A 20,994-nucleotide genomic window follows, 5' to 3' on the forward strand; every position below is an offset into this window, starting at 1 on the left:
TCACATCAAGCGGAGGAGGCGCAGGCTTACTGCGCCTCCCCTTGGCCAAGCATCAACAGATAGTCTTTCGGATCTCGGAGCGCGACGCAAATGACCGGTCTGCGTCGCATTCGACGTTTCAGCTCCCGCCCCGCCGCGCCATTGCGGCCTGCAGCGTGTTTCGCAACAGGCAGGCAATCGTCATCGGACCAACTCCGCCGGGAACCGGAGTGATCGCGCGGGCCACATCCCACGCCTCTCCGAAGGCAACGTCCCCGACCAATCGGCCCTTGCCTCCGCCTTCCGCCGGCAAACGGTTGATTCCGACGTCAATGACGATTGCGCCGGGCTTGATCCAACTGCCGCGAACCATCTCCGGTCTGCCGACGGCCGCAACCAGGATATCGGCCTGACGGCAAAGGCCTGGCAAGTCATGACTGCGCGAATGCGTCATCGTCACGGTGCAATCGGCCTGCAGCAGGAGCTGACCGATTGGCTTTCCGACGATATTCGAACGCCCGACCACCACCGCATGCTGGCCGGCCGGTTTCCTCTGCACCGAGCGGAGCAGCAGCATACAGCCCAGCGGCGTGCAGGGGACGAGACTTGTGAGCCCGCGCATCAAGCGTCCGGCGTTCTCGGGATGGAAACCGTCGACATCCTTCGCCGGATCGACCGAGCGGATGACGATGTCCGTGTCGATGTGCGGCGGCAACGGAAGCTGAACCAGGATGCCGTCGACTTCGTCGTCGGTGTTCAACCGCTGGATCAGAGAAAGCAGCGCCTCCTGCGATGTTTCGGTTGGTAGGCGGTGTTCAAACGAGCGCATTCCGGTGGCGATGGTCTGACGGGCCTTGGAAGCAACATAGACCTCGCTCGCGGGATCATTGCCGACGAGGACGACCGCTAGTCCCGGCACGCGGCCGCGGCGCTGTTGCAGCTCCGCGACTCCGGCTGCGGTCCGCAGACGTTCCTGCTCGGCGATCGCCTTGCCGTCGATATTGATCGCAGCCATGGCTCAGTCCTTGAAAACGACGGTCTTGGAGCCGTTCAGGATGATGCGGCCTTCGATATGCCAGAACACGGCACGCGATAGCACCCGCCGCTCGATATCACGGCCTTTGCGGACGAGATCGTCGGGCTGGTCATGATGCGACACGCGCTCGACATCCTGCTCGATGATCGGGCCTTCATCGAGATCGGGCGTCACATAGTGGGCCGTGGCGCCAATCAGTTTGACGCCGCGACCGTGCGCCTGGTGGTACGGCTTTGCGCCCTTGAAGCCGGGAAGGAAGGAATGGTGAATGTTGATGCAGCGCCCGGCGAGCTTCGCCGAAAGTTCGTCGGACAGGATCTGCATGTACCGGGCGAGGACGACGAGATCGACTTTCCGTTCCTTGACGATCTCCAGGATGGCCGCTTCCTGTTGAGATTTGGTCTGTGATGTGACCGGCAGATAATCGAACGGAATGGTGCTGAGATCGTGATGCGCGAAGGTCTCGATCGGATGGTTGGAGACGATACCGGCGATATCGACGGAGAGCTCGCCGATCCGCCATCTATAAAGCAGGTCCGCCAGGCAATGGTCGAACCGCGACACCATGATGAGCAGCCGTGGACGCTCGGCGCGCGGACGGATCGTCCACTTCATTTGCAAGTCGTCGGCGAGGATCGCGAACGCCTTGCTGAAGCTTTCAGCGTTGTCAGTTTCGACGAAATTGAAGCGAATGCGGGCGAAGAAAAAGTTGGTCTCGATGTCGTCGTGCTGGTGCGCTTCCTGGATATTGCCGCCGGTCTCGAACAGCGTCTTGGCGACGGTAGCGACGATGCCGGGCTTGTTGGGGCAAGAGAAGGTCAGAATGTAGCTGTCGTCAGGCATGGGAGTCTCTTGCAATAGGGCATTTGCAGGCTATGGAGCGGCTTGGGTCTGCCATTCGCAGCCAAACTCGGCGGCGCTGCTCAAAAACCAGCTTGAGAAGCTCTTGGCGAGACTGCGGAACAAGGCAATCTCAAAGCACGCACTGCCGTCGGCTTTGTCTTTGCATCGCCAGACGGTTGCGCCGATATGCGCGACGATCGTGATCGCTGCGGCTCCGATTTCGAATGCGCGCGGATGGAGGTCGATCTGAAACCCCTTGGCAAGGGTATCCCTGACCGCAGGTCCGCCGACACGGAAAACCGCATAGCCGCCGCTTTGATCCGACACGGAGGCGAGCGGCGCGACGGTCCGTCTTAGCGACGTGCCAAACCGCGGGCCTGCGCCTTCGCACATGGCGAGCCAATAATTCGGGCCTATGCCCGCGAAAGCGATCTCGCCCGCGCGCACGATCGCAGGGCTCATGGGCAGATCGAGAAGGAAATGCTGCTTGATACGGTCGCTCAGCAGCGCGTGCTGTCCCTTGCGGGTCTGCATCGTTGCCAAGCCAAGTCCGCGCAATTCGCAAATGGTGACGCCACCGCCGGGTTGCGATCGGCCGATATCCGGTAGGGCAGGTCGTGGAGATAGAGCAGGATCAGCCATGCAGACGTGTTCCTTCGGGATCGAAAAAGATGGGAGAAACGATTTCGACTTCGGTGTCGCGGTTGCGGACCGGATCGTAGGCGCGCACGACCTCGCCGATTCGCGCCGAGCCGTTCTTGATCAGGCCGAGACCGATCCAATGCTCGAGCATCGGCGAGAAGGCGACGGACGTGACATAACCTTGGTCGTTCTCCCTGCTCGGTTGCGCGCCGACGGCCAGGAAATGTGCGCCGGCATGCAATCGCGCGGACTTGGCAACCGGCTTGATGCCGACCAGCGCCGGCCGCTCAGGATCGGCGAGGCCCGGACGCGTCGCGAGCGTACGGCCGATGAAGTCTTTCTTGCGCGACATCATCCGGCCGAGGCCAAGATCGGTCGCCGTGGTTGTGCCGTTCAGCTCATTGCCCGCGACGTGACCTTTCTCGATGCGCATCACGCCCAGGGCTTCGGTGCCGTAGGGTACGACGCCGAGCTCGCCGCCAGCCTCCATGATCGCACGGATGGCGGCATCGCCGAATTGCGCCGGCACCGCCAGCTCGTAGGCAAGTTCGCCGGAGAAGGAGACACGGAACAGGCGAGCCGGAACTTCGCGCCAGCGGAATTCGATACAGCCGAGATAGGGAAGGGCGGCATCGGACACGTCGGCGGCGTCACCGAGCAGCCGAGCCAGGAGCAGTCGGGAATGTGGCCCCGCGATCGAGTATTGCGACCACTGTTCGGTGACGGACATGAGCTGAACATCGAGCTCAGGCCAGAGCACCTGGCGTGCATGCTCGAGGTGTTGCATGACCTTGGCCGCGTTCGCGGTCGTGGTCGACACGACGTAGTGGTCGGCCGCGAAGCGGGCTGCGGTGCCGTCGTCCATAACGAGGCCGTCTTCGCGCAGCATCAGGCCATAGCGAACCTTGCCGATCGGAAGCATCGAAAACATATTGATGTAGACCCGATCCAGGAACGTACCCGCATCATTGCCCTGGACATCGATCTTGCCGAGAGTGGAGACGTCGCAGACGCCGACCTTGCTGCGAACCTCCCTGACTTCGCGCGACACTGTCGTCAGCCAGTGGGTCTCGCCGGGTTGAGCGAACCACTGCGCGCGCAGCCACATGCCGGCCTCCACGAACGTAGCGCCACGTTCTTCGGCCCAGCCATGGCCCGCAGTGAGGCGGGTCGGCTTGAAGTCCGAACCGCGATGATGACCAGCGAGTGCGCCGATCGCAACTGGGGTATAGGGCGGACGGAACACGGTTGTGCCGACTTGCGACATCTGGCGTCCGGTGATTTGCGCCATCAAGGCATGACCATTGACGTTCGAGGTCTTGCCCTGGTCGGTGGCCATGCCAAGGGTGGTATATCGCTTCAGCAGTTCCACCGACTGAAAGCCTTCGCGGGCGGCGAGCGCGATATCATCGCTCGTCACGTCATTCTGGAAGTCGACGAACGCCTTCGATCGGCTGTCGGCGACGTACCAGAAAGGCTTCGAGGCGATGGCTTCATCATCGGTCTTTGGCAACGGGTGATCTTGCACGGCCAATCCGGTCGCGACGGCTGCTGCGGCGCCAGCCCCATCGCCTTCGCGAAGTGCGTCCGCAAGCGCAAAGGATCCCTGTGCAGCACCGGCGACGGCCATACCGGGAGGAGGCGTGTTTGGGACGAATCCCGCCAGTGTATCCGACCAGCTCGGCCGGCCGCCGAGATGTGTGGTCAGGGCGAGATTTGGAGTCCAACCGCCGGACATCGCCAGCAAGTCGACGGCAAGATCACTCGTCTGTCCATTCGCCGTGCGAACGGAGATGGTCCTGAGATCCTGGCTTCCGCGCGTCTTCACAACTTGTGCGCCCGCCAAGGTTCGGACGCCTAACCGGTTCGCCTTCTCGGTAAGGCGCGAGTCGATCTCGGTCCGCATGTCGATAATGGCTTCCACCGGAATTCCACTGCCGAGCAGATCGAAAGCGGTCGTCCATGCGTCATCGCAGCCTGTGAAGATCGCGGCGCGGCGGCCAGCCGGAGTGGCAAACCGGTTCAGATAGGTACGAATCGCCGAAGCCATCATCACGCCGGGCCGGTCGTTGCCGCCGAACACGATGGTCCGCTCGATTGCGCCAGTGGCAAGAATTGCGCGTTTGGCGACGATCTTCCAAAGCCGCTGCCGGGGTTGATGCGGCGCTGGGACCGGAAGATGGTCGCAGACGCGCTCGACCGCGCCGTAGGTTCCGCCGTCGTAAACACCAAACACGGTCGTCCGGCGCAGCACGCGAACGTTCGACATGGCCTCGAGGGATAGGCTCGCATGGTGCGCCCACGCGGCGCCACTCTCACCTCCGATTTCCCTGTTATCTCCATTGAGCCGGCCGCCCAGGACGTAATCCTCGTCGCACAGGATGACCCGCGCGCCCGATCGGCCCGCGCTCAATGCCGCGGCAAGCCCTGCCGCGCCGCCGCCGATGACGAGAACGTCACAGAAGGCATACAGCTTTTCGTAAGTGTCCGGATCGGCATCCTGGCTGGCGCGCCCGAGACCGGCGGCGCGCCGGATCGCCGGCTCGTAGACCTTCTCCCAGAAAGCGGCGGGCCACATGAAGGTCTTGTAGTAGAAGCCGGCAGCGAAAAACGGGGAGAGCAAAGAGTTGACCGCGCCGACATCGAATTTCAGCGAAGGCCAACGGTTCTGGCTTTGTGCTTCAAGACCGTCGAACAGCTCGACGACCGTCGCGCGCGTGTTCGGCTCGCGCCGCGCGCCGCTCCGTAGCTCGACGAGCGCGTTCGGTTCCTCGCTGCCCGCAGTCAAGATGCCGCGCGGCCGATGATACTTGAACGAGCGGCCGACGAGCTTGACGCCGTTGCCGAGCAACGCGGAGGCGAGCGTATCTCCCGAATAGCCATAATAGCGCTGGCCGTCGAAGGTGAAGCTCAACGGCTTGCTGCGATCGATCAGGCCGCCTTTCGCAAGCCGATTAGGTTTCATGTGCGGAGTTCCTCTACTCATGAGGTCTCTCCAGCGGCAAGCGTCGCGTCGAAAACCTCATGCGTGCGGGTGTCACGGGTCACTTTCAGCCAGCTTCGGCATCCGCCGGAGTGATACCAAAGGTCTTCATGGCGGCCGGCCGGATTGTCGCGCAGATAGACTGCTTCATAGACTTGCCGCGATGCATCCGACATGGACGCCGCGGGGCGGCGCTTGGCATCGCCGTAATAGCCGAACTCGCTGACGTCGCGCGGGCCGCAGAAGGGACATTCGATGCGCATGCCGGTTCTCAATGCAGGTTCGGTTGGGCGCCATGGCCCTTTTCGTCGATGAGATGGCCGGTCTCGAAGCGATCGAGACGGTAAGCGGCCGTGACTGGGTGCGGCTCGTCGCGCGCGAGCAGATGCGCGAAGCACCAACCTGAAGCCGGCGTCGCCTTGAAACCGCCGTAGCACCAGCCAGCGTTGAGATAGAGGCCGTCGACCGGTGTCTTGTCCATGATCGGCGAGCCGTCCATCGACATGTCGACCAGCCCGCCCCACGAGCGCAGCATGCGCACCCGCCCGATTGCAGGCATCAACGCCATGCCACCCTCGCAGACATCCTCGACTGTTGGCAGGTTGCCGCGCTGGGCGTAGGAGTTGTAGCCATCGATGTCGCCGCCGAATACCAGCCCGCCCTTGTCGGACTGACTGATATAGAAATGACCTGCACCGAAGGTGACGACGCCTGGAATGAACGGCTTGATCGCCTCCGAGACGAAGGCCTGTAGCACATGGCTCTCGATCGGCAGTCGCAAATCCGCCAGGGCGGCGACGCGCGAGCTACTGCCAGCGACGGCCAGCCCGACCTTCGTGGCGCCGATCCTGCCTCTGGTCGTCTCGACCCCGACGATTCGGCCGCCCTCTCGCAGGAAGCCAATGACTTCGCAGTTCTGGATGATATCGACCCCGCGATCACTGGCTCCGCGAGCGTAGCCCCAAACCACCGCATCATGCCGTGCAGTTCCGCCTCGTCGCTGCAACAGGCCGCCCTTGATCGGAAAGCGCGCATTGTCGAAATCGAGCATCGGAATCATCCGCTGCACGGCGGCCGCATCGAGAAGTTCCGCGTCGGCGCCGGCGAGGATCATCGCATTGCCGCGCCGGGCGAAAGCATCGCGCTGGGCATCAGAGTGATAGAGGTTGAGCACGCCCCGCTGGCTGACCATCGCGTTGTAGTTGAGGTCCTGCTCAAGACTTTCCCACAGCTTCAGTGACCATTCGTAGAAGGGCTCATTGCCGGGCAGGAGATAATTTGAACGGATGATCGTGGTGTTCCGCCCGGCATTGCCGGAGCCGATGTAAGCCTTCTCGAGCACCGCAACATTTCTGATGCCGTGCTCTTTGGCGAGATAATAGGCGGTGGCGAGGCCATGTCCGCCGCCACCGACGATGACGATGTCATAGTGCGTGCGGGGAGCCGCATCACGCCACACTGGCTGCCAATCGCGATGTCCGTGGAGCGCCTGCCAGACGAGATTGAAAAGCGAGTAGCGCATGGGAAACTGAGCCATTTCGAGCCAATCTTGTGAAAGAAAGCATGCGCTGCTATTGATCGTGCGACATGACAGAATACGACCAAAAGATTGCGATAAACGACATCCCGCGAGCGCGCCGGATCGGTTTTTTGCTGATTCCAGGCTTTGCACTGATGTCCTATGCATCGGCAGTCGAGCCGTTGCGCGCCGCCAATGTCCTGATCGGAAAGGACCTCTACCGTTGGCGGCACATCTCGATCCGCGGCAGTGATATTGCCGCCTCGAACGGCGTTCGCATTCAGGCCGACGCCAGCATCAGCAATGCTGGCCAGCTCGATGCGATCGTGGTTTGTGCGGGCGGCAATCCCCAAACTTTTGATCACCCGCCGACGTTTGCATTCCTGCGAAAGGCGGCCCGTCACGGGGTACAACTGGGCGGGGTCTCGGCGGGACCCTATCTTCTCGCGAGGGCCGGACTGCTCGAGGGCTATCGATGCACCGTGCATTGGGAGCACATCCCGGCCTTCACCGAGACGTTTCCATTCCTGCATCTCAGTCGCTCACTGTACGAGATCGATCGCGATCGATTTACTTGCGCCGGTGGGATTGCAGCGCTCGACATGATGCATGCCATGATCCGGATCGATCACGGCGCGGCGTTGGCATCGGCCGTTAGCGATTGGTTTCTTCAGACAGAAGTGCGACGCGGTGAAGTTGCCCAGCGGCTGTCGCCCACGGAGCGCTTCGGCGTACATCATCCGAGACTGGTTCAGACGTTGCTGCGGATGGAAAAGGAGATCGAAACGCCGTTGTCGCCGCGCGAACTCTCCGAGCTCGCGGGCGTTTCGCTGCGGCAGCTCGAGCGCCTGTTTGCGCGCCATCTCGGTACGACGATCCATCGGCACTACCGGCGGACTCGCCTTGAACGCGCCAGGGTTCTGCTGCGCCAGACAACGAAATCGATCGGAGAAATTGCGCTTGCAACCGGCTTCGCCTTACCGACGCAGTTCTCAAGAAGCTACAGGAGCCACTTTGGAGTTGCGCCTGCCCATGAGCGGAAAGGTGGCTCACGCTCGCTACTTTAGGATGAAATCCATTAACATTTAAGTGAGTAGGGCGGGCACGATACACAGGCCCTCACTGCTATTCTGTTGTCTAGGCCCGCCTCGGCCGGAGACCCAAAAAGCTCCGAAGTTGTTGAGCAGAGCGACGGCCGGCCCTACTTTGCTGCGCGGGCGATCCGCGCCACGCGAGGGTTCATGTCCCGCTAAGCGGGAGGGTACAGGGCGAGAATTATCCGGCTTTACCTGGAAGAGAGGCATGCATTGCCTCGCCGCGGGTGGTTGCAAGCGCGCCATCGGGGCTTGGGTGCCGAACGAACGCTGGTCGCGCGAGTTCGTCTCGGATCAGCTGGCTGTGACCGCCATCGTAGTCGACGATGACCCGCGAGTGACTCGGGCTGGTAGTTGAGCTCTCGCTATCCCGATATGGGCGGATCAGGGCCGTGTCGCATAGCACTACATCGCCCCGGGTAAGTCCATGCAGAATGCCTCGAGAGCTTTATGTTGAGACGGCGCCGACCGCAAATCGGGTCGGCGTGTTGTGGAGCGGCGTATGGATGGGCTGCATGACGAGCGGCGTTCCGGGGCGCCACGCACGATTGACGCCGCCCGTCGACGCCGTGAAGACGCTTGAGAGCCTTTCCAGAGGACGCTACACATTGGAGTTCCAGGGCATAAGGCCGGATTGTCGGTATCGAAGCAACGCGTCGGCGGGCCTTCTGCAGCCTCATCGGAGGGAGACTTTCAAACTTTTGAGGGAGCCAAACTTCGTGGCCAAGGTGCGCGATGGCTTGGGGCTTTATGTCTCGCCGAGAACGCCGTCGTTTTCTGCTGCACGAGAAGTTGCCAATCCAAGCGCAGGACCTCAGCCAGCCGTTGCGCCCCGGCAAAGCGGACTGAAGGAGCCATGAGTCCGGCTTCTCTCTCCCGGAACATGGCTTCGACCTATCGCCTTTTGCTGTCTTGGAAAGCCGAGTTCGTCTCCCAGAGCCCTTGAAAGTAGGTCTTAGCCCAAAATGCTTGAAGCACCGCCGGCTGGCCGATCGCATCGCGTTCTCGATCGCCAGCGGCCTCACGAAGCCGACGAGTGCCCATACCAAGTGCGCCTGACGGTCCCCGCAGAGCGAGCCGAACGCGAGCGGTGGGCGCAATACGCCAAACTCGTTTGGATTAAGTCTGCCATCAGGTCCGGCCGCTTAGTCCGTCGCTACTAGGGCTAGTAGGTTCGCCGGTTGGTGCTCTCTGGTAACAAAACCATGACCGCAGGTTGAGACGTGGCGAAACATACATCGCGCGAAACGCAGATCCTTTCCGACACTCGCGCGCGAATAAGAGAGGGGCAAGAGCATGACCGACGAGATGAGTAATCCTCTTTCCTTATCCGAGCTTGAGTCATACTTCAGCGATGACTACTCCCATTTTGACGAAGTCCTCCATCCACCGGAGACAAGCGATCGACAAGTACGGGCGATTTGGGACCTTCTTTCTCTTACACCGGGCAGCTCAGTTCTTGATCTAGGATGCGGGTATGGGCGGATTGCCAACCGGTTGGCAAAAAAAGGAGCGCGGGTAGCTGGCTTCGATATTTCGCCGGTTCTGCTAAAGAAAGCCGAATTGGGTGCCGCTCAAAGCGGGGTAGATGTTGAGTATGTTCTTGGCGACATGCGCTCTCTTCCTTGGCGAGACCAATTTGACGCGGCTTTCCTGTGGTACACGACGTTTGGATTTTTTGATGACGCGGATAACGAGAGAGTTCTTTGTGAAGTCGCCTCTTCACTTCGACGCGGCGGGCGTCTCTTAATCGATAGCACCAATCCTTTTGCTTCGCTACGCCAGGAGTGGCCCATCTATCGACTTGTGCAGCGCAACGATGATCTGAGAGTCGATATATGGAAGAACGATGCGCTAACCGGCCGGCGGCACTGCGAAAAGATACTCGTTCGCAATGGATCCGTTACACGAACGCGTTTTTCTTACAGGCAGTATGGATTTTTTGAGTATGTTCGCATGCTGCGAAACTTAGGATTCCATGCTGTTGAAGCATTTGGGGAGGAAGGCGGCGCGTTTACACCCGATGGTCAGCGCCTCTTGGTCCTCGCGCGCAAATGATGCCGAAACCCTATCAGAAATCCGGCAACCGCCGCTTTGCTGCTCTGAAGCGGCCCGCCAGTCGGGACGTCTCGGGCATAGCGCACCTTTGTCGAGATCGGTTGGTCGATCAGCTCCGCGGCGTATCGATTTTCAACTTATCAACGTTGCCCGTGTTTATCTGGCCGGAGAGCCAAGCCAAGAACAGCGTCGCGCTCTTCAGCTCCAGCGCGCCCTCGATGGACCATGCGAACGGCGGTTCCGCCGATTTCGATCAGAAGCGCACATTTGAACTTGTGATCTTGCCGACCGAGACTTCGCCAGCGATCAGAATGCTCTTGCGCGAAGCGCCGGTGGGCGACGGCGCAAGGCCGCTGGACCGGCGATCATCCAACGAAACCCTGACCACGGACATCGCCTTAGCCGGTTACAGCTGGCAAGGGACCGAAACCAATGCACGTTCCCGCGTCGCGCCGGAAGCGAGCTTGAGGGTCGATGAACGCATTGTTAGTCGGACTGCCGAGTGCGGCGGCCTGTTGCGTTGGCGTGGCTTGCACGTAGATGCCGATCGCGGCGAGTTGCGTGTTTTGCTCGATTTCGAGGCCTACAAGTGTATTCAGTTGCGTACCAACCAAAGCCAGTCTCGAGATCAACAATACCAAGCGCCTGATCAGTAAAAACGAGGACGACAGGAGGATCAAGGAGTTGCCTTTTAAATCAGGAATCCCACCGTCTGAAAGACCGATCCTTACTGCGCCGCTCCGGTGCACTCGGTACGCTTACAGCCACACTGCAGACAATGGCCAGACCTACGGAGACGCCCGCCCATGATGGTTGAGACTGTAACAGGTTCAATCCCAGTCGAGAGCCTCGGACGCACTCTGATGCATGAGCATCTGTTCATCGCCTTTCCCGGCGCTAGGTTCGATCCGCTCGCCAAGTTCAATCGCGCAGAATTGATCGCGGAGGCCGTCCGAAAGTTAGTGCAACTGCGTACTGAGCATAACGTCCGCACCTTTGTCGATCCTTGTCCAATCGAGCTTGGCCGCGACGTCAACCTAATGAAGGAGGTTTCTGATAGATCTGGTATGCAGATCATTTGCACCACTGGATTTTACTACGAAGAAAGAGGACTGCCGTTCTATTGGCGCGCCCGCACCATTGATGAAATCGCGGAACTTTACATCCGCGAGATCACTCACGGCATTGGCGACACTGGTGTGAAGGCCGGCGCCCTTAAGGTCTCGACCAACGGGCCGATTATCACCGATCAGGAGAAGAAGTTCCTCGCCGCTGCCTGCATTGCGCAGAAAACAACGGGGGTTTCGATCATCACTCACACTACAGGTGGTAGCGCTGCGCCGGAACAGCAGCAGCTGTTCTCGGTCGGGGGTGTTGCAGCCCATCGCTGTCTAATCGGTCATTGCTGCACCAACCCTGATCACGATTATCATCGTCGTGTCGTGGACGGTGGCTCTTACATCGGGTTTGATCAAATCGGGATGGACCACGCCCAGCGTGACGACGTTCGTGCGGACAACGTGGCTAAGCTCGTACGCGATGGGTTTCGTGCGCAGATCATGATGAGCATGGATCGCCTCTGCGGCTACCTCGGCAAGCCGTCGCGTCCGCTAACCTCCCACGAGATCGCCAAAATCGAAGACATGAAGTCACGGAGACGTTGGCAAGAGTACAGCTACATGTTCACCGACTTTATCCCAATGCTGCACGCGCGCGGCGTCCGCCAAACGGAAATCGTTTCAATCTTGGAGGAAAATCCCCGACGGTTCTTTACCGGTGAGGCCTTGCCAGAAAACGCATAGGATTAGTATGTGCGCCAGACTAAGTGTCAATTGAGAGACTGACACTCGATCATAGGTATTGGGCTGCACGATTGCCGTCGTAGCGGCGCAAAGTGCACTCGATCAAATCGTTCTATCTACGGCCAAACCTTGGTCCCGTAATCCGGAGTCGGCCAACTTGACCATTTTTTGACCAGAGTTAATCCCTTCGGGAGAAGCCAAGACCGATGAGGGCCTGAAACCGTGCTAATGCCTGATGCGATATACCTTGAAGCAAGGGAGTGATGACGTTCCTGTCGCAGAGATCTGCCGCAAGGTGCGGATCAGCCAAGCGGTCACTTCAAAGGAAGAAGTATGATGGACTACGGGCGGCACAGGTGTTCCGATTGAGAGAATTCGAGGAGGGGAATAGTAAGCTGAAGAAGCTTGGGCGGGTCTGTTGCTCGGCGAGGAGACATTGCAGACTCTGGACGCTAAACCTCATCGGAAGCACTAGCTAGTCGACTGGTCAGCGGGAGTGGCAGATTTCGAGCTCCCGCGACAGGGCAGCGCTTTAATTGGACATGGCTGCCCCGGCACTTGCGGTCGGAGAATCATTCCCCAGCAAGAAGCCGCTATTTCCATTGGCGGCCCTGTTGAATTCCCGACATAGGGGTGAACGCCAACTTGTCGTTCGGTTAGAACGAGAGGCCGCTAGTGATTAAGGGGCGCGGCGCGCCAATCGCCCCGATGAGCAGCTCGCGCTCGAACTTATCCATCGTATCCCTCCATTGAGGGCCGCCTTGTTTGACGAACGCGATCGCTGCAGGTCCTAGGGGTAATCCTAGGAGAAGCGCTATGACGGTTTCGAGGCGGAGGTGATCACATCGGTCGAGCGGCGGCGCCGGTGGTCGTAGGATGAGAAGGAAGGGCTAGTTGCAGCATCGCTTGAGCCCGGAGCCAATGTTTCCGAGGTGGCTCGCATGGCCGGCCTTCATGTGAGCCAGCTGTTCCGGTGGCGCAAAGAGCTTTGCAAGCACGTGAAGCGAGTATAGCGCCGTTCGTGCCGGTCGAGATTGGGCCGTCTATGCCGCCGCGGGAGGTGGTCGAAGCGCCATTCACTGCATCTTCAGCGAGGTCAACAAGGCCGAACGGTCTTTGCCGGGGAATGATGGCGTCACATCGGCTGGCTGCTGGTCACACAGCAGGCGCAAGTTCTACGAGCTGCATGTTGCAGGGAGCTCCAAAGTGGCAGCGACGACGCTCGGGCGGATGGCAAAGCTCTGGCAGGACGAGAAAACGTGCGCGGTTAAAGAACCGGCGCAGGCGTTGCCGCGCACCAGCAAGGCTCCACGGCTGTCGTCGCAGGCGGCAGATCTTCCGCAGATTTTCAGCAAATCAAAACTGGCTGAATCGATCCGTCTCGCGCCGATCTTCGAACGCTTCCTGACCCATGGCCGCGTCGAGCTCGAGTTCAACGTGGTCTAACGCGCCATCAGCACACAAACAGTCACCAGAAAGAATGGTCTTTTTGCGGGCAGCAATGGCGGCGGACGAACCTGGGCGACCGTCGCAACACTGCTTCAGACAGCAGTCGGGCAAGTTTGCTGAGGCAAAGCAAGATGGTCCTGGCCGATCTTGTCGATGGCTGGCGCCGCGCATGAGTCTGTAGAGCAATGGGATGTTGGCGTTTGTCAATGCGAGCTTTCGTGACTCGTCACGGGTAATGCGGTTGAGTCATGGAGTGCCAGAGCACATGCCAAGTGAGACTGCAGACATCCTTTACATGCCCGCGGCTGCTAAGGATGTGGGCGTCCTCGTCCCGCTCGTTGGCAAACAGCTCGATTAAGCCGGATCACCTTGCACGGCCGGGCCCCGTGTAGCTAGTCTGAGCCAAAGCCGGCCTAACCGCTGGCCACCTAGAACTCCGTCGGTGGTCACTCCATGTAGCTGTAGCACTGCCGACTAGGGGGCGCTGATGCGAGGCCGGGGCCCGACGCGCTAGTCCCATACGATCTGGTAGCTGTCAAAGGCATGTTGCCGGTGGTTTAAACAAGCAGGGGGCAGCTCAAGCTTTCCGTATACATATTCAGGCGGCCCAATCCCAATCAAGCCTCGCTCTCGCGCTAAGTCATCTGACGAGTCCCGTGCATTCTTCGGACAGAATGGAGAAGTGAAATGCAAGAAGAGATGGCCCTCTCTCACAGCTGTCATCCGGCCGGGCACTTTCGGAACACCGGCTATATGATCAACGAGAGCAGGGCATATTTTGATGCTGCCCACGTGGCTGGTCTGATGGGCGTTCAGGGGCGCTCCACAACTGGACGCGGCATCGCTCTGGGCGCAGGCCCGCCCGACGGTCGACCGCAGATAGTTGATTTTGTTCGATGCTCCTATCTGGGGCTCGACAATCATCCGATCGTCGTGGCTGGAGCGATCGAGGCGATTGAGGCGCACCGGTCTTTGCATTGGTCCTGTGCGCGAACGCGGCTCAATTTCGATCTTTTGGCAGACCTTGAAGCAACCCTCTCCGAGATGTTCTGCGCGCACGTGGTCGCCTTTTCCACTGTCATGCTCGCCAATATGGGTGCAATGCCCATCCTAGCCTCGGGTCAATTGACGGGTGGAAAGAAGCCGGTAGTTGTGTTCGACCGAATAGCACACATATCGCTCGCTTATCACAAGCCAGTGGTTGCCGACGAGACGCGAGTGGAGACGATTGAACACAACGACTTAGATGCACTCGAACGCCTGTGCCGCCAAGAGCCCGTGGTCGCCTATGTATGCGATGGTGTATATTCGATGGGAGGGCATGCGCCAGTTAAGGAATTGTGCCAGCTCCAGGAACGTTATGGTCTATTTCTATATATCGACGATGCTCACGGCATATCGGTGTTCGGACGGCAAGGAGAAGGATTTGCGCGCTCTCAATTTCGGAAGGAGCTGGGCGACCGCACGATAATAGCAGCCTCGCTCGCGAAGGGATTCGGGGCATCGGGCGGCATGTTGATGTTCGGAACGGCGACTCACGAGGCTTTGTTTCGTCGCTACTCCATTCCCTACGCGTTTTCGGTCGCCCCAAATCTGGCTTCGGTGGGGGCGGCGCTTGGCTCGTGTAAGATTCACCTCTCCCCAGAACTCGGTGAGCGGCAGAATACGCTGGCACAACGCGTCGACCTCTTCGATCGTCGTGTCACGACCGCGGAGCAAGGCAATTCACTTCCGATCCGAATGATAGCGATTGGATCGGAAACTAACGCCATTACAATCGCAAGGGAGCTTCTCAATGCGGGCTTCTATACGTCAGTAACCTTCTTCCCGACCGTTGCACGAGGAAAGGCGGGGATTCGAGTCTGCATTACCGCCGACCACGAGGTCCGTGACATCGAACGGCTGTGTGACTGCATCCGGCAAAAATTAGGCCACACATGAGCAAATCCCGCGTGGCACCGGCTCTCCTTTAAAGGGCAGCGCCCGCTTCCTTCGGGGCAGCCATCATGATGTGACTCCACGTGTGGCTCGGTACCAGGTTGATCGGCTACGGTTACGATGATATGTCCTTCTAAGCCTTGCGCTCCTGTGCCTCTTCGATTCTGTGGGCGCGCCCGTCGCGTTTGATGATCATGTCGAAACCGGGACGGCCCAAATGTCAAAGCCATAGTGGCATTGCTTTCGTGACGGGAGGAGCGCGCGGAATTGGACTCGAGATTGTACGACGCTTCTTGGCTGACGGCTATAAAGTTGCTTTCGTGGCAACAAGATCAGAGCACGTTGAGCGAGCGCTTCACATTCTTGACAGTTCGGAAGACCAGATTTGTGCAGAAAGCATCGACATAACGCAACAAAGCGAATTGATGGGATTTATTGATCGCGTACGCGCCCGTTGGGGGGAGATTGCGATTTTGGTAAACAATGCAGGTATTTCGCCGAAGCGTGCCAAGCAGGATGCACCTTGGCTCTTGCAAACGTCGATCGAGGAGTGGGCACGGGTGATCGATGTCAATCTTAATGGACCGTTCAGCCTTATACGACTTTTGGCCCCAGCAATGATTAGAAAGGGCTATGGACGCATCATCAATGTCGGGTCGCTTGCGGGCCGCACCATGCCGTTGATCGCGGGGCCGCACTATGCCGCATCGAAAGCTGGTCTCATTGGATTAACTCGCGCTGCTTCGCGGGATCTCGCTTCATACGGCATTACGGTCAATTGTATCGCTCCTGGGCGAATTCTTAGTGATCTCACTGGGCCACCCGAGGCCCCGATAAACCGGTCTGCTCTTAGCCGAATCCCGGTCGGCCGATTCGGGACGGCTGAAGAGGTGGCCCACCTCGCAGCCTTTCTCGCTTCGCCGGTTGCCAGCTTCATCACCGGTGCGACCATTGATATCACCGGGGGTGAGTTCGCTGCCTAAGCCGATCGCCAAAAGCCTGCCTCGCGCGGCAATTTGATTTGGATCAGCACCACGTTAAATTACGGCAGAAGCGACTCCTAAGTGTCATGTCTTAGGTCGTGCTCTCCCTTGCGTGATGATGGAGATGACCTTCTTCATCGTACACCAAGAGTCCGGTAATAGTCGTCGGTGCTGCAGACGTGCAGTCTTAGAGAGAGGCAGCGCTGGGACTCTACAATCGTGCATCTGATGCCGTCCTCAAGTGAGACTGTTTGCCTGCCTCAGCCGGGTAGGTGGGCCTACACTACACTGCTTGTGCGAGGGGGGCTCGGGACCTCTCAGTTCAGCGACCAGCAGAACAGTCTCGAGTCCTGCTCTTTTCAGCCCCGCATAGAGCGATTGCGACAGCGGGCCAGCCTCCAGCCTGATCCGCTGCACTGCAGAGCCAAGCGTCTCGAAATATTCAACCGAGGCCTCGGGTGCCAGCGCGGCAGTTCGGCGAGCCTGTTGCGGATCAGTGGGACCTTGTGCGTGGCGTAGTTGTGCATGACGAGATGAAGATCGAGAGCGCGCGGGACGGCGGCCTCGATTTCTTCGAGGAACTTGCGGAACTCTGTGGCACCGTGGCGAGAATAGCATTTGTCGATGACCTTGCCCGCCGGAATGTCGAGTGCCGCGAAGAGCGAGGCGCCGTGACCGTGGCGCTTTCGTCCAGTCGATGAGCTGGGTGGACGCCGTCAATGGCAACGCGTGATGGGGTAAGCTTGCCTGATGGAAGCGGGTGGGACGAGAGTATCACGCCCAATTCCGCGAGAGGCTGGAGGTGAAATGGCCTGCCCAAGTGCCGGTGCTGGCCAAGGGCAAGACCGATACGGGGCCTGGGTCTACGTCCAAGACGATCGGCCGTTTGGTGGCGCCGCCCGCCAACAGCGATGTTCCTACCACTCCCCGATCGCCACGGCGAGCCTCGTCAAGCGCATCTGGCCCAGCAGCGACTGCTGCGCAAGCGGCGTGATCTGCAAATTCGGTGGCACTAACCCGCGTGTGGCCCACGCCCGATGCTTACGAGCGAATTCCCTCGTGATGAGGAGGAAACAACAGGCCCGAAATGTCGTTTTGATTAGCCAGCGCAGCCCCTCCCTTGTCTGATTGAATTAACTATTTGATGATGTTACATGATTGGTGTGCTACAAAAGGCTGGGCTTAAATCGTGACGTGGAACGATCTTGATGCGAGAATTGGCGAGCGCATTCGACGCCAGCGAAAGCGTATCGGCTTGAGCCAAAAGGAACTCGCGGGTCGATTGGACATAGTTTTTCAGCAATTGCAGAAGCACGAAAGTGGCACAAGTAGAGTCCCGGCCAGTCGGCTTTACGAAATAGCCAAAGCCCTGAACACGCCCATCTCACATTTCTTCGACTGCGACAATCACGCGGCAACGCAAGGAGGATCGCAATTTTCTGACATTTCTGCAATTCTTGGCACGAAAAAAGGCATATTAGGAAAACAAGTTTTGGAGCTCGTCACGGCTTTTATAAAAATCAAAGATGAGGGCGCTCGAGCAGACATTGTTTCGCTGGTCGCCAAGCTGGCAAAGCCGAGCGCAAAGAGATAGGTCTAGCTTCTCTCCGCTGCGCCAACAGACGTGGTACAACTCACGTGAGAGATGTAGATGGTGTGCGGAGGCGACGGTTACCCCTTGAGTACGCGCTTGAAGTGTGGTTGGGCAGCGCTGCTCGCAACGCCGGAGACATGTGCTTCCTTCGCGCCCAGCGCGATCTCGTGCAATCCAGCGACCATGCCCTGGTTGACCAACTCCTTCGTTCGCCGGAAAGTGACTTCCGGAAATCCAGCGAGTATCTGGGCTCGCAAAATAGCCTTCTCCACAAGAAGCCTCGAATCGACCACTTCGTGAAGCAATTTGTGCTCCAGCGCCCACGAAACGGGAACGGCCTCGCAACCAAAAATAATATTGGACATGGCCGCTCGACCAATGGTCCTCTCAAGCATGTAGCCGCCGATAGGACAGGCGATGCCGTGTTTCAATTCCCACATTAGTAGCTTCGTTCCAGGCGATCCGACACGCCAATCGCACGACAACGCTACCTGGAAACCGACACCTATCGCGTAACCTCCGATGGCAGCAATAGTCGGTTTCGTGATCCCAAGTATCATGGAGTAAAAATCGATCCATCTGTCAACAGCCGCTTCCACTGCCTCGCGTCCGGAAAGCTGCGCCACCTCATTAAAATCAGCGCCAGCGCAAAATGATCGGTCTTTTCCTCCAGTTAATACCAAGGCCCGAATTGCAGGATTATTCTCGGTCTCTCGGCACGCAGAACGAATGGCATTTTCAAGTTCTAGACTCATTGGATTTTGAGCGCTGGCGTGATTGAATTGGGCGACCAGAACCGTGCCCCGAGCTTCCGTTTCTAGAATGGCCATCGTGTCTCCGATTCATCGTCTTGCATGTGCGAAGCCCGCGGGTTCGCTCGCCGTCTTGCTCTCCAAATTCAAGACTGACTGAGAATACATCTATTAGGAGAAATGGGCAATGGCTGTGGACACTCATTTGAAGAAAAACCCATGTCGCTTGCTATGTGCACGTGGGATGCCCAACTCCCCTCTCTAGGTCAGAACGCCGGACAATCGAGTTTGCTCGTGAGTTTGTAGTTCATGCGGTAGAGAAACAGCGCATCCTCCAGCGCTTGTTTGATGCGACCCTGGGCACTCTCGAGCCGTTCTGTGCAATGCGCGCATTGTTACGCGCCGGTGCCATACCAATGCCGCGCAGCGCGACGTCAGATCTCCCTCGTCCGCCGCCAATTGCGGAGCGCGCGCCAGAGGCCCAGGGGCCTGATCGTCCTCAGGCGCGCCTTCGCACCTTCAGCCGCAGACAATCCAGCTTGTTACCGGACGACTAATTCTGCCGCAAATCGGATGACGGTATGTCCCCGTCGAAACGCATGCTTCCCAGTTCAGCCGCTGCCCCCAACAGGCTGCTCCGCGGTGGCTTGTACAAGAACCGCCATGTTGCCCGGTGGGTGCCGGTTCTTCCACATTTTTTTGTGCGCGCGCGGGATTTCGGCCCATGTGAATACTTCGGAAAGACATGGGTCAATACGCCGTTCAAGGACAAGTCGATTCGCTTGCCACAATTGATATGGATTCGCGAAGTGGCTCCCCTGGACTCTCTTTTGTCGCATCCAGACAAAGCGCGCATCCATGGTAAGGTTATAGCCGGAGGTTCCTCCGCAGAAGACGACCATTCCGCCTCGCTTCACGACGTAACAGCTGACTGGAAATGTTACTTCTCCGGGATGTTCGAAGACGATGTCTACGTCGTTACCCTTTCCTGTAATCTCCCAAATGGCTTTCCCAAAACGACGAACTTCCTTCATGTAATCGCTGTACATAGAAGCTTCTTCGACATCGGGATGTCGACCCCAGCAGTCGAACTCTCTACGATTTATCACGCCTTTGGCCCCTAAGGACATCACGTATTCGCGCTTCGATTCATCAGAAACGATCCCGATCGCGTTGGCTCCAGTTATCGTTACGAGCTGGACTGCCATCGAGCCGAGCCCGCCCGCAGCTCCCCACACTAGAACGTTTTGATTTGGGTGTATGACGTGTGGCGGGTGGCCGAACAACATCCTAAATGCGGTGCCCAGTGTGCCTGCATAGCAGGCGCTCTCCTCCCAGCTAAGGTGTGTCGGCCGGGGTAACAACTGGTTCGATCGAACACGTGCGAATTGTGCGAAGGATCCGTCAGGCGTTTCATAACCCCAAATTCTCTGAGAGGGCGACAACATGGGATCGCCTCCATTGCACTCTATGCCGTCGCCGTCGTCCTGATGGCAGTGAAGCACCACCTCATCTCCCACCTTCCATTTCGTTACGCGATCTCCGAGAGCCCAAACAACTCCCGCCGCATCGGACCCGGCGATGTGATGAGAATGCCGATGAATGTCAAATGGGGAGACTGGCTGCCCGAGAGACGCCCAAATGCCGTTGTAGCCTACCCCAGCCGCCATAGTCATAATAAGGGCGTCTTTCGGGCCTACGGCAGGAGTATCGACTACCTCCACTTGCATTGCAATCTCTGGATCTCCGTGCCGCTCCCGGCGTATAACCCAGGCATACATGTGTCTCGGGATGTGACCCAATGGCGGAATTTCTCCAATCTGGTAAAGATCCTTTGCGACCGTCTGGACATTGTCTGTTTGTGATCGACTGTTGTATTGATTGACTCCGCTCATGTGCACCTCGATGGAAGCTCAAAATCGATCAGCGCCCGGCAACCGATGAAGCTCGTCTCGTTTTCCGTCAGGATGCCTATAGCGATATGCGAAGTCCGAAGCACGCTTGCCCGGAATAGCGGATCCGCGCCCCTCCAGCTGTGCGACGAACATCGATTAGCGTCCAGCGCGGTGCAGCTTGGGCAGAGGGAAGCTAACCCAATTCGATCCAGATTGATCGGGACGCGGCTTTCATCGTATTGATCAGGAGCATTGCCCTCCGCTTCTCAACGACGTGACCGCTCTCCGTGCTTCATCATGGGCTTCGCATATCACATCGTTCCGAAGGAGCGCGGCAAGCCGCTGGTTGCAACAATACTCTCTGATAGCGGTCCATCTTTCGACCGATGGATTGTATCCATACATCTATAATGAGAATAGTCAAATG

16 protein-coding genes and 2 pseudogenes are annotated in these 20,994 nt (G+C 58.6%); 10 read left to right on the plus strand and 8 right to left on the minus strand.

What is annotated here, in order from left to right; genetic code table 11:
- Positions 1-118: 118 nt before the first annotated feature.
- Genes folD through ACNJX8_RS09990 form a run of 6 tightly spaced genes read right to left on the minus strand, consistent with a single transcriptional unit; the run spans position 119 to position 7,005 of the window.
- Positions 119-994, minus strand: a complete 876-nt coding sequence (gene folD, locus ACNJX8_RS09965) for a bifunctional methylenetetrahydrofolate dehydrogenase/methenyltetrahydrofolate cyclohydrolase FolD (protein ID WP_439360461.1) — start codon at positions 992-994, stop codon at positions 119-121.
- A 3-nt stretch (positions 995-997) separates the two neighbouring features.
- Positions 998-1,858: a formyltetrahydrofolate deformylase gene (purU, locus tag ACNJX8_RS09970; RefSeq protein ID WP_439360462.1), complete on the minus strand. Its 861-nt coding sequence runs from the start codon at positions 1,856-1,858 to the stop codon at positions 998-1,000.
- A gap of 30 nt (positions 1,859-1,888) precedes the next feature.
- Entirely contained in the window at positions 1,889-2,500 is a 612-nt protein-coding gene (locus tag ACNJX8_RS09975; protein WP_439360463.1) for a sarcosine oxidase subunit gamma, read from the minus strand.
- Complete coding sequence (locus ACNJX8_RS09980; RefSeq protein ID WP_439360464.1) at positions 2,493-5,465, minus strand: sarcosine oxidase subunit alpha family protein; 2,973 nt, start codon at positions 5,463-5,465, stop codon at positions 2,493-2,495. Before ACNJX8_RS09980 ends, ACNJX8_RS09975 begins: the two co-directional genes overlap by 8 nt.
- Positions 5,466-5,482: 17 nt before the next feature.
- Entirely contained in the window at positions 5,483-5,746 is a 264-nt protein-coding gene (locus ACNJX8_RS09985) for a sarcosine oxidase subunit delta (RefSeq protein WP_439360465.1), read from the minus strand.
- An 8-nt stretch (positions 5,747-5,754) separates the two neighbouring features.
- Positions 5,755-7,005, minus strand: a complete 1,251-nt coding sequence (locus tag ACNJX8_RS09990; RefSeq protein WP_439361865.1) for a sarcosine oxidase subunit beta family protein — start codon at positions 7,003-7,005, stop codon at positions 5,755-5,757.
- 65 nt (positions 7,006-7,070) lie between these two features.
- On the opposite strand from ACNJX8_RS09990, the gene ACNJX8_RS09995 reads away from it, so the two are divergent.
- The 10 genes and pseudogenes from ACNJX8_RS09995 (at position 7,071) to ACNJX8_RS10040 (ending at position 17,920) form a co-directional block, all read left to right on the plus strand.
- A complete protein-coding gene (locus tag ACNJX8_RS09995; RefSeq protein ID WP_439360466.1) occupies positions 7,071-8,069 on the plus strand; it encodes a GlxA family transcriptional regulator in 999 nt (332 codons plus the stop codon).
- A 1,323-nt stretch (positions 8,070-9,392) separates the two neighbouring features.
- Positions 9,393-10,154 carry a class I SAM-dependent methyltransferase gene (locus ACNJX8_RS10000; RefSeq protein WP_439360467.1) on the plus strand — a complete coding sequence of 254 codons (762 nt, stop codon included), beginning with the start codon at positions 9,393-9,395 and terminating at the stop codon, positions 10,152-10,154.
- Positions 10,154-10,810, plus strand: a complete 657-nt coding sequence (locus tag ACNJX8_RS10005) for a hypothetical protein (protein WP_439410323.1) — start codon at positions 10,154-10,156, stop codon at positions 10,808-10,810. The genes ACNJX8_RS10000 and ACNJX8_RS10005 overlap by 1 nt, the downstream gene beginning before the upstream one ends.
- Before the next feature lie 153 nt (positions 10,811-10,963).
- Positions 10,964-11,956 (plus strand): phosphotriesterase family protein, encoded by a 993-nt coding sequence (locus ACNJX8_RS10010; RefSeq protein ID WP_439361866.1) that lies wholly within the window; start codon positions 10,964-10,966, stop codon positions 11,954-11,956.
- Positions 11,957-12,849: 893 nt separating this feature from the next.
- Positions 12,850-12,969, plus strand: a pseudogene (locus tag ACNJX8_RS10015) (transposase); the annotation flags it as partial.
- 109 nt (positions 12,970-13,078) lie between these two features.
- Positions 13,079-13,507: pseudogene (locus ACNJX8_RS10020) on the plus strand (IS66 family transposase); the annotation flags it as partial.
- Between the two features lie 585 nt (positions 13,508-14,092).
- On the plus strand, positions 14,093-15,346 hold the full coding sequence (locus ACNJX8_RS10025) for an aminotransferase class I/II-fold pyridoxal phosphate-dependent enzyme (protein ID WP_439360469.1): 1,254 nt from the start codon (positions 14,093-14,095) through the stop codon (positions 15,344-15,346).
- A 191-nt stretch (positions 15,347-15,537) separates the two neighbouring features.
- A complete protein-coding gene (locus ACNJX8_RS10030; RefSeq protein WP_439360470.1) occupies positions 15,538-16,326 on the plus strand; it encodes an SDR family oxidoreductase in 789 nt (262 codons plus the stop codon).
- A gap of 458 nt (positions 16,327-16,784) precedes the next feature.
- Complete coding sequence (locus tag ACNJX8_RS10035; RefSeq protein ID WP_439360471.1) at positions 16,785-17,027, plus strand: hypothetical protein; 243 nt, start codon at positions 16,785-16,787, stop codon at positions 17,025-17,027.
- 488 nt (positions 17,028-17,515) lie between these two features.
- A complete protein-coding gene (locus tag ACNJX8_RS10040) occupies positions 17,516-17,920 on the plus strand; it encodes a helix-turn-helix domain-containing protein (RefSeq protein WP_439360472.1) in 405 nt (134 codons plus the stop codon).
- A gap of 77 nt (positions 17,921-17,997) precedes the next feature.
- On the opposite strand, the gene ACNJX8_RS10045 is transcribed toward ACNJX8_RS10040, so the two are convergent.
- Positions 17,998-18,750: an enoyl-CoA hydratase/isomerase family protein gene (locus ACNJX8_RS10045; protein WP_439360473.1), complete on the minus strand. Its 753-nt coding sequence runs from the start codon at positions 18,748-18,750 to the stop codon at positions 17,998-18,000.
- 533 nt (positions 18,751-19,283) lie between these two features.
- On the minus strand, positions 19,284-20,567 hold the full coding sequence (ccrA, locus tag ACNJX8_RS10050; RefSeq protein ID WP_439360474.1) for a crotonyl-CoA carboxylase/reductase: 1,284 nt from the start codon (positions 20,565-20,567) through the stop codon (positions 19,284-19,286).
- Between the last annotated feature and the right edge of the window lie 427 nt (positions 20,568-20,994).

It is taken from the genome of Bradyrhizobium sp. SPXBL-04 (assembly GCF_051853035.1).
Classification (GTDB): domain Bacteria; phylum Pseudomonadota; class Alphaproteobacteria; order Rhizobiales; family Xanthobacteraceae; genus Bradyrhizobium; species Bradyrhizobium zhanjiangense.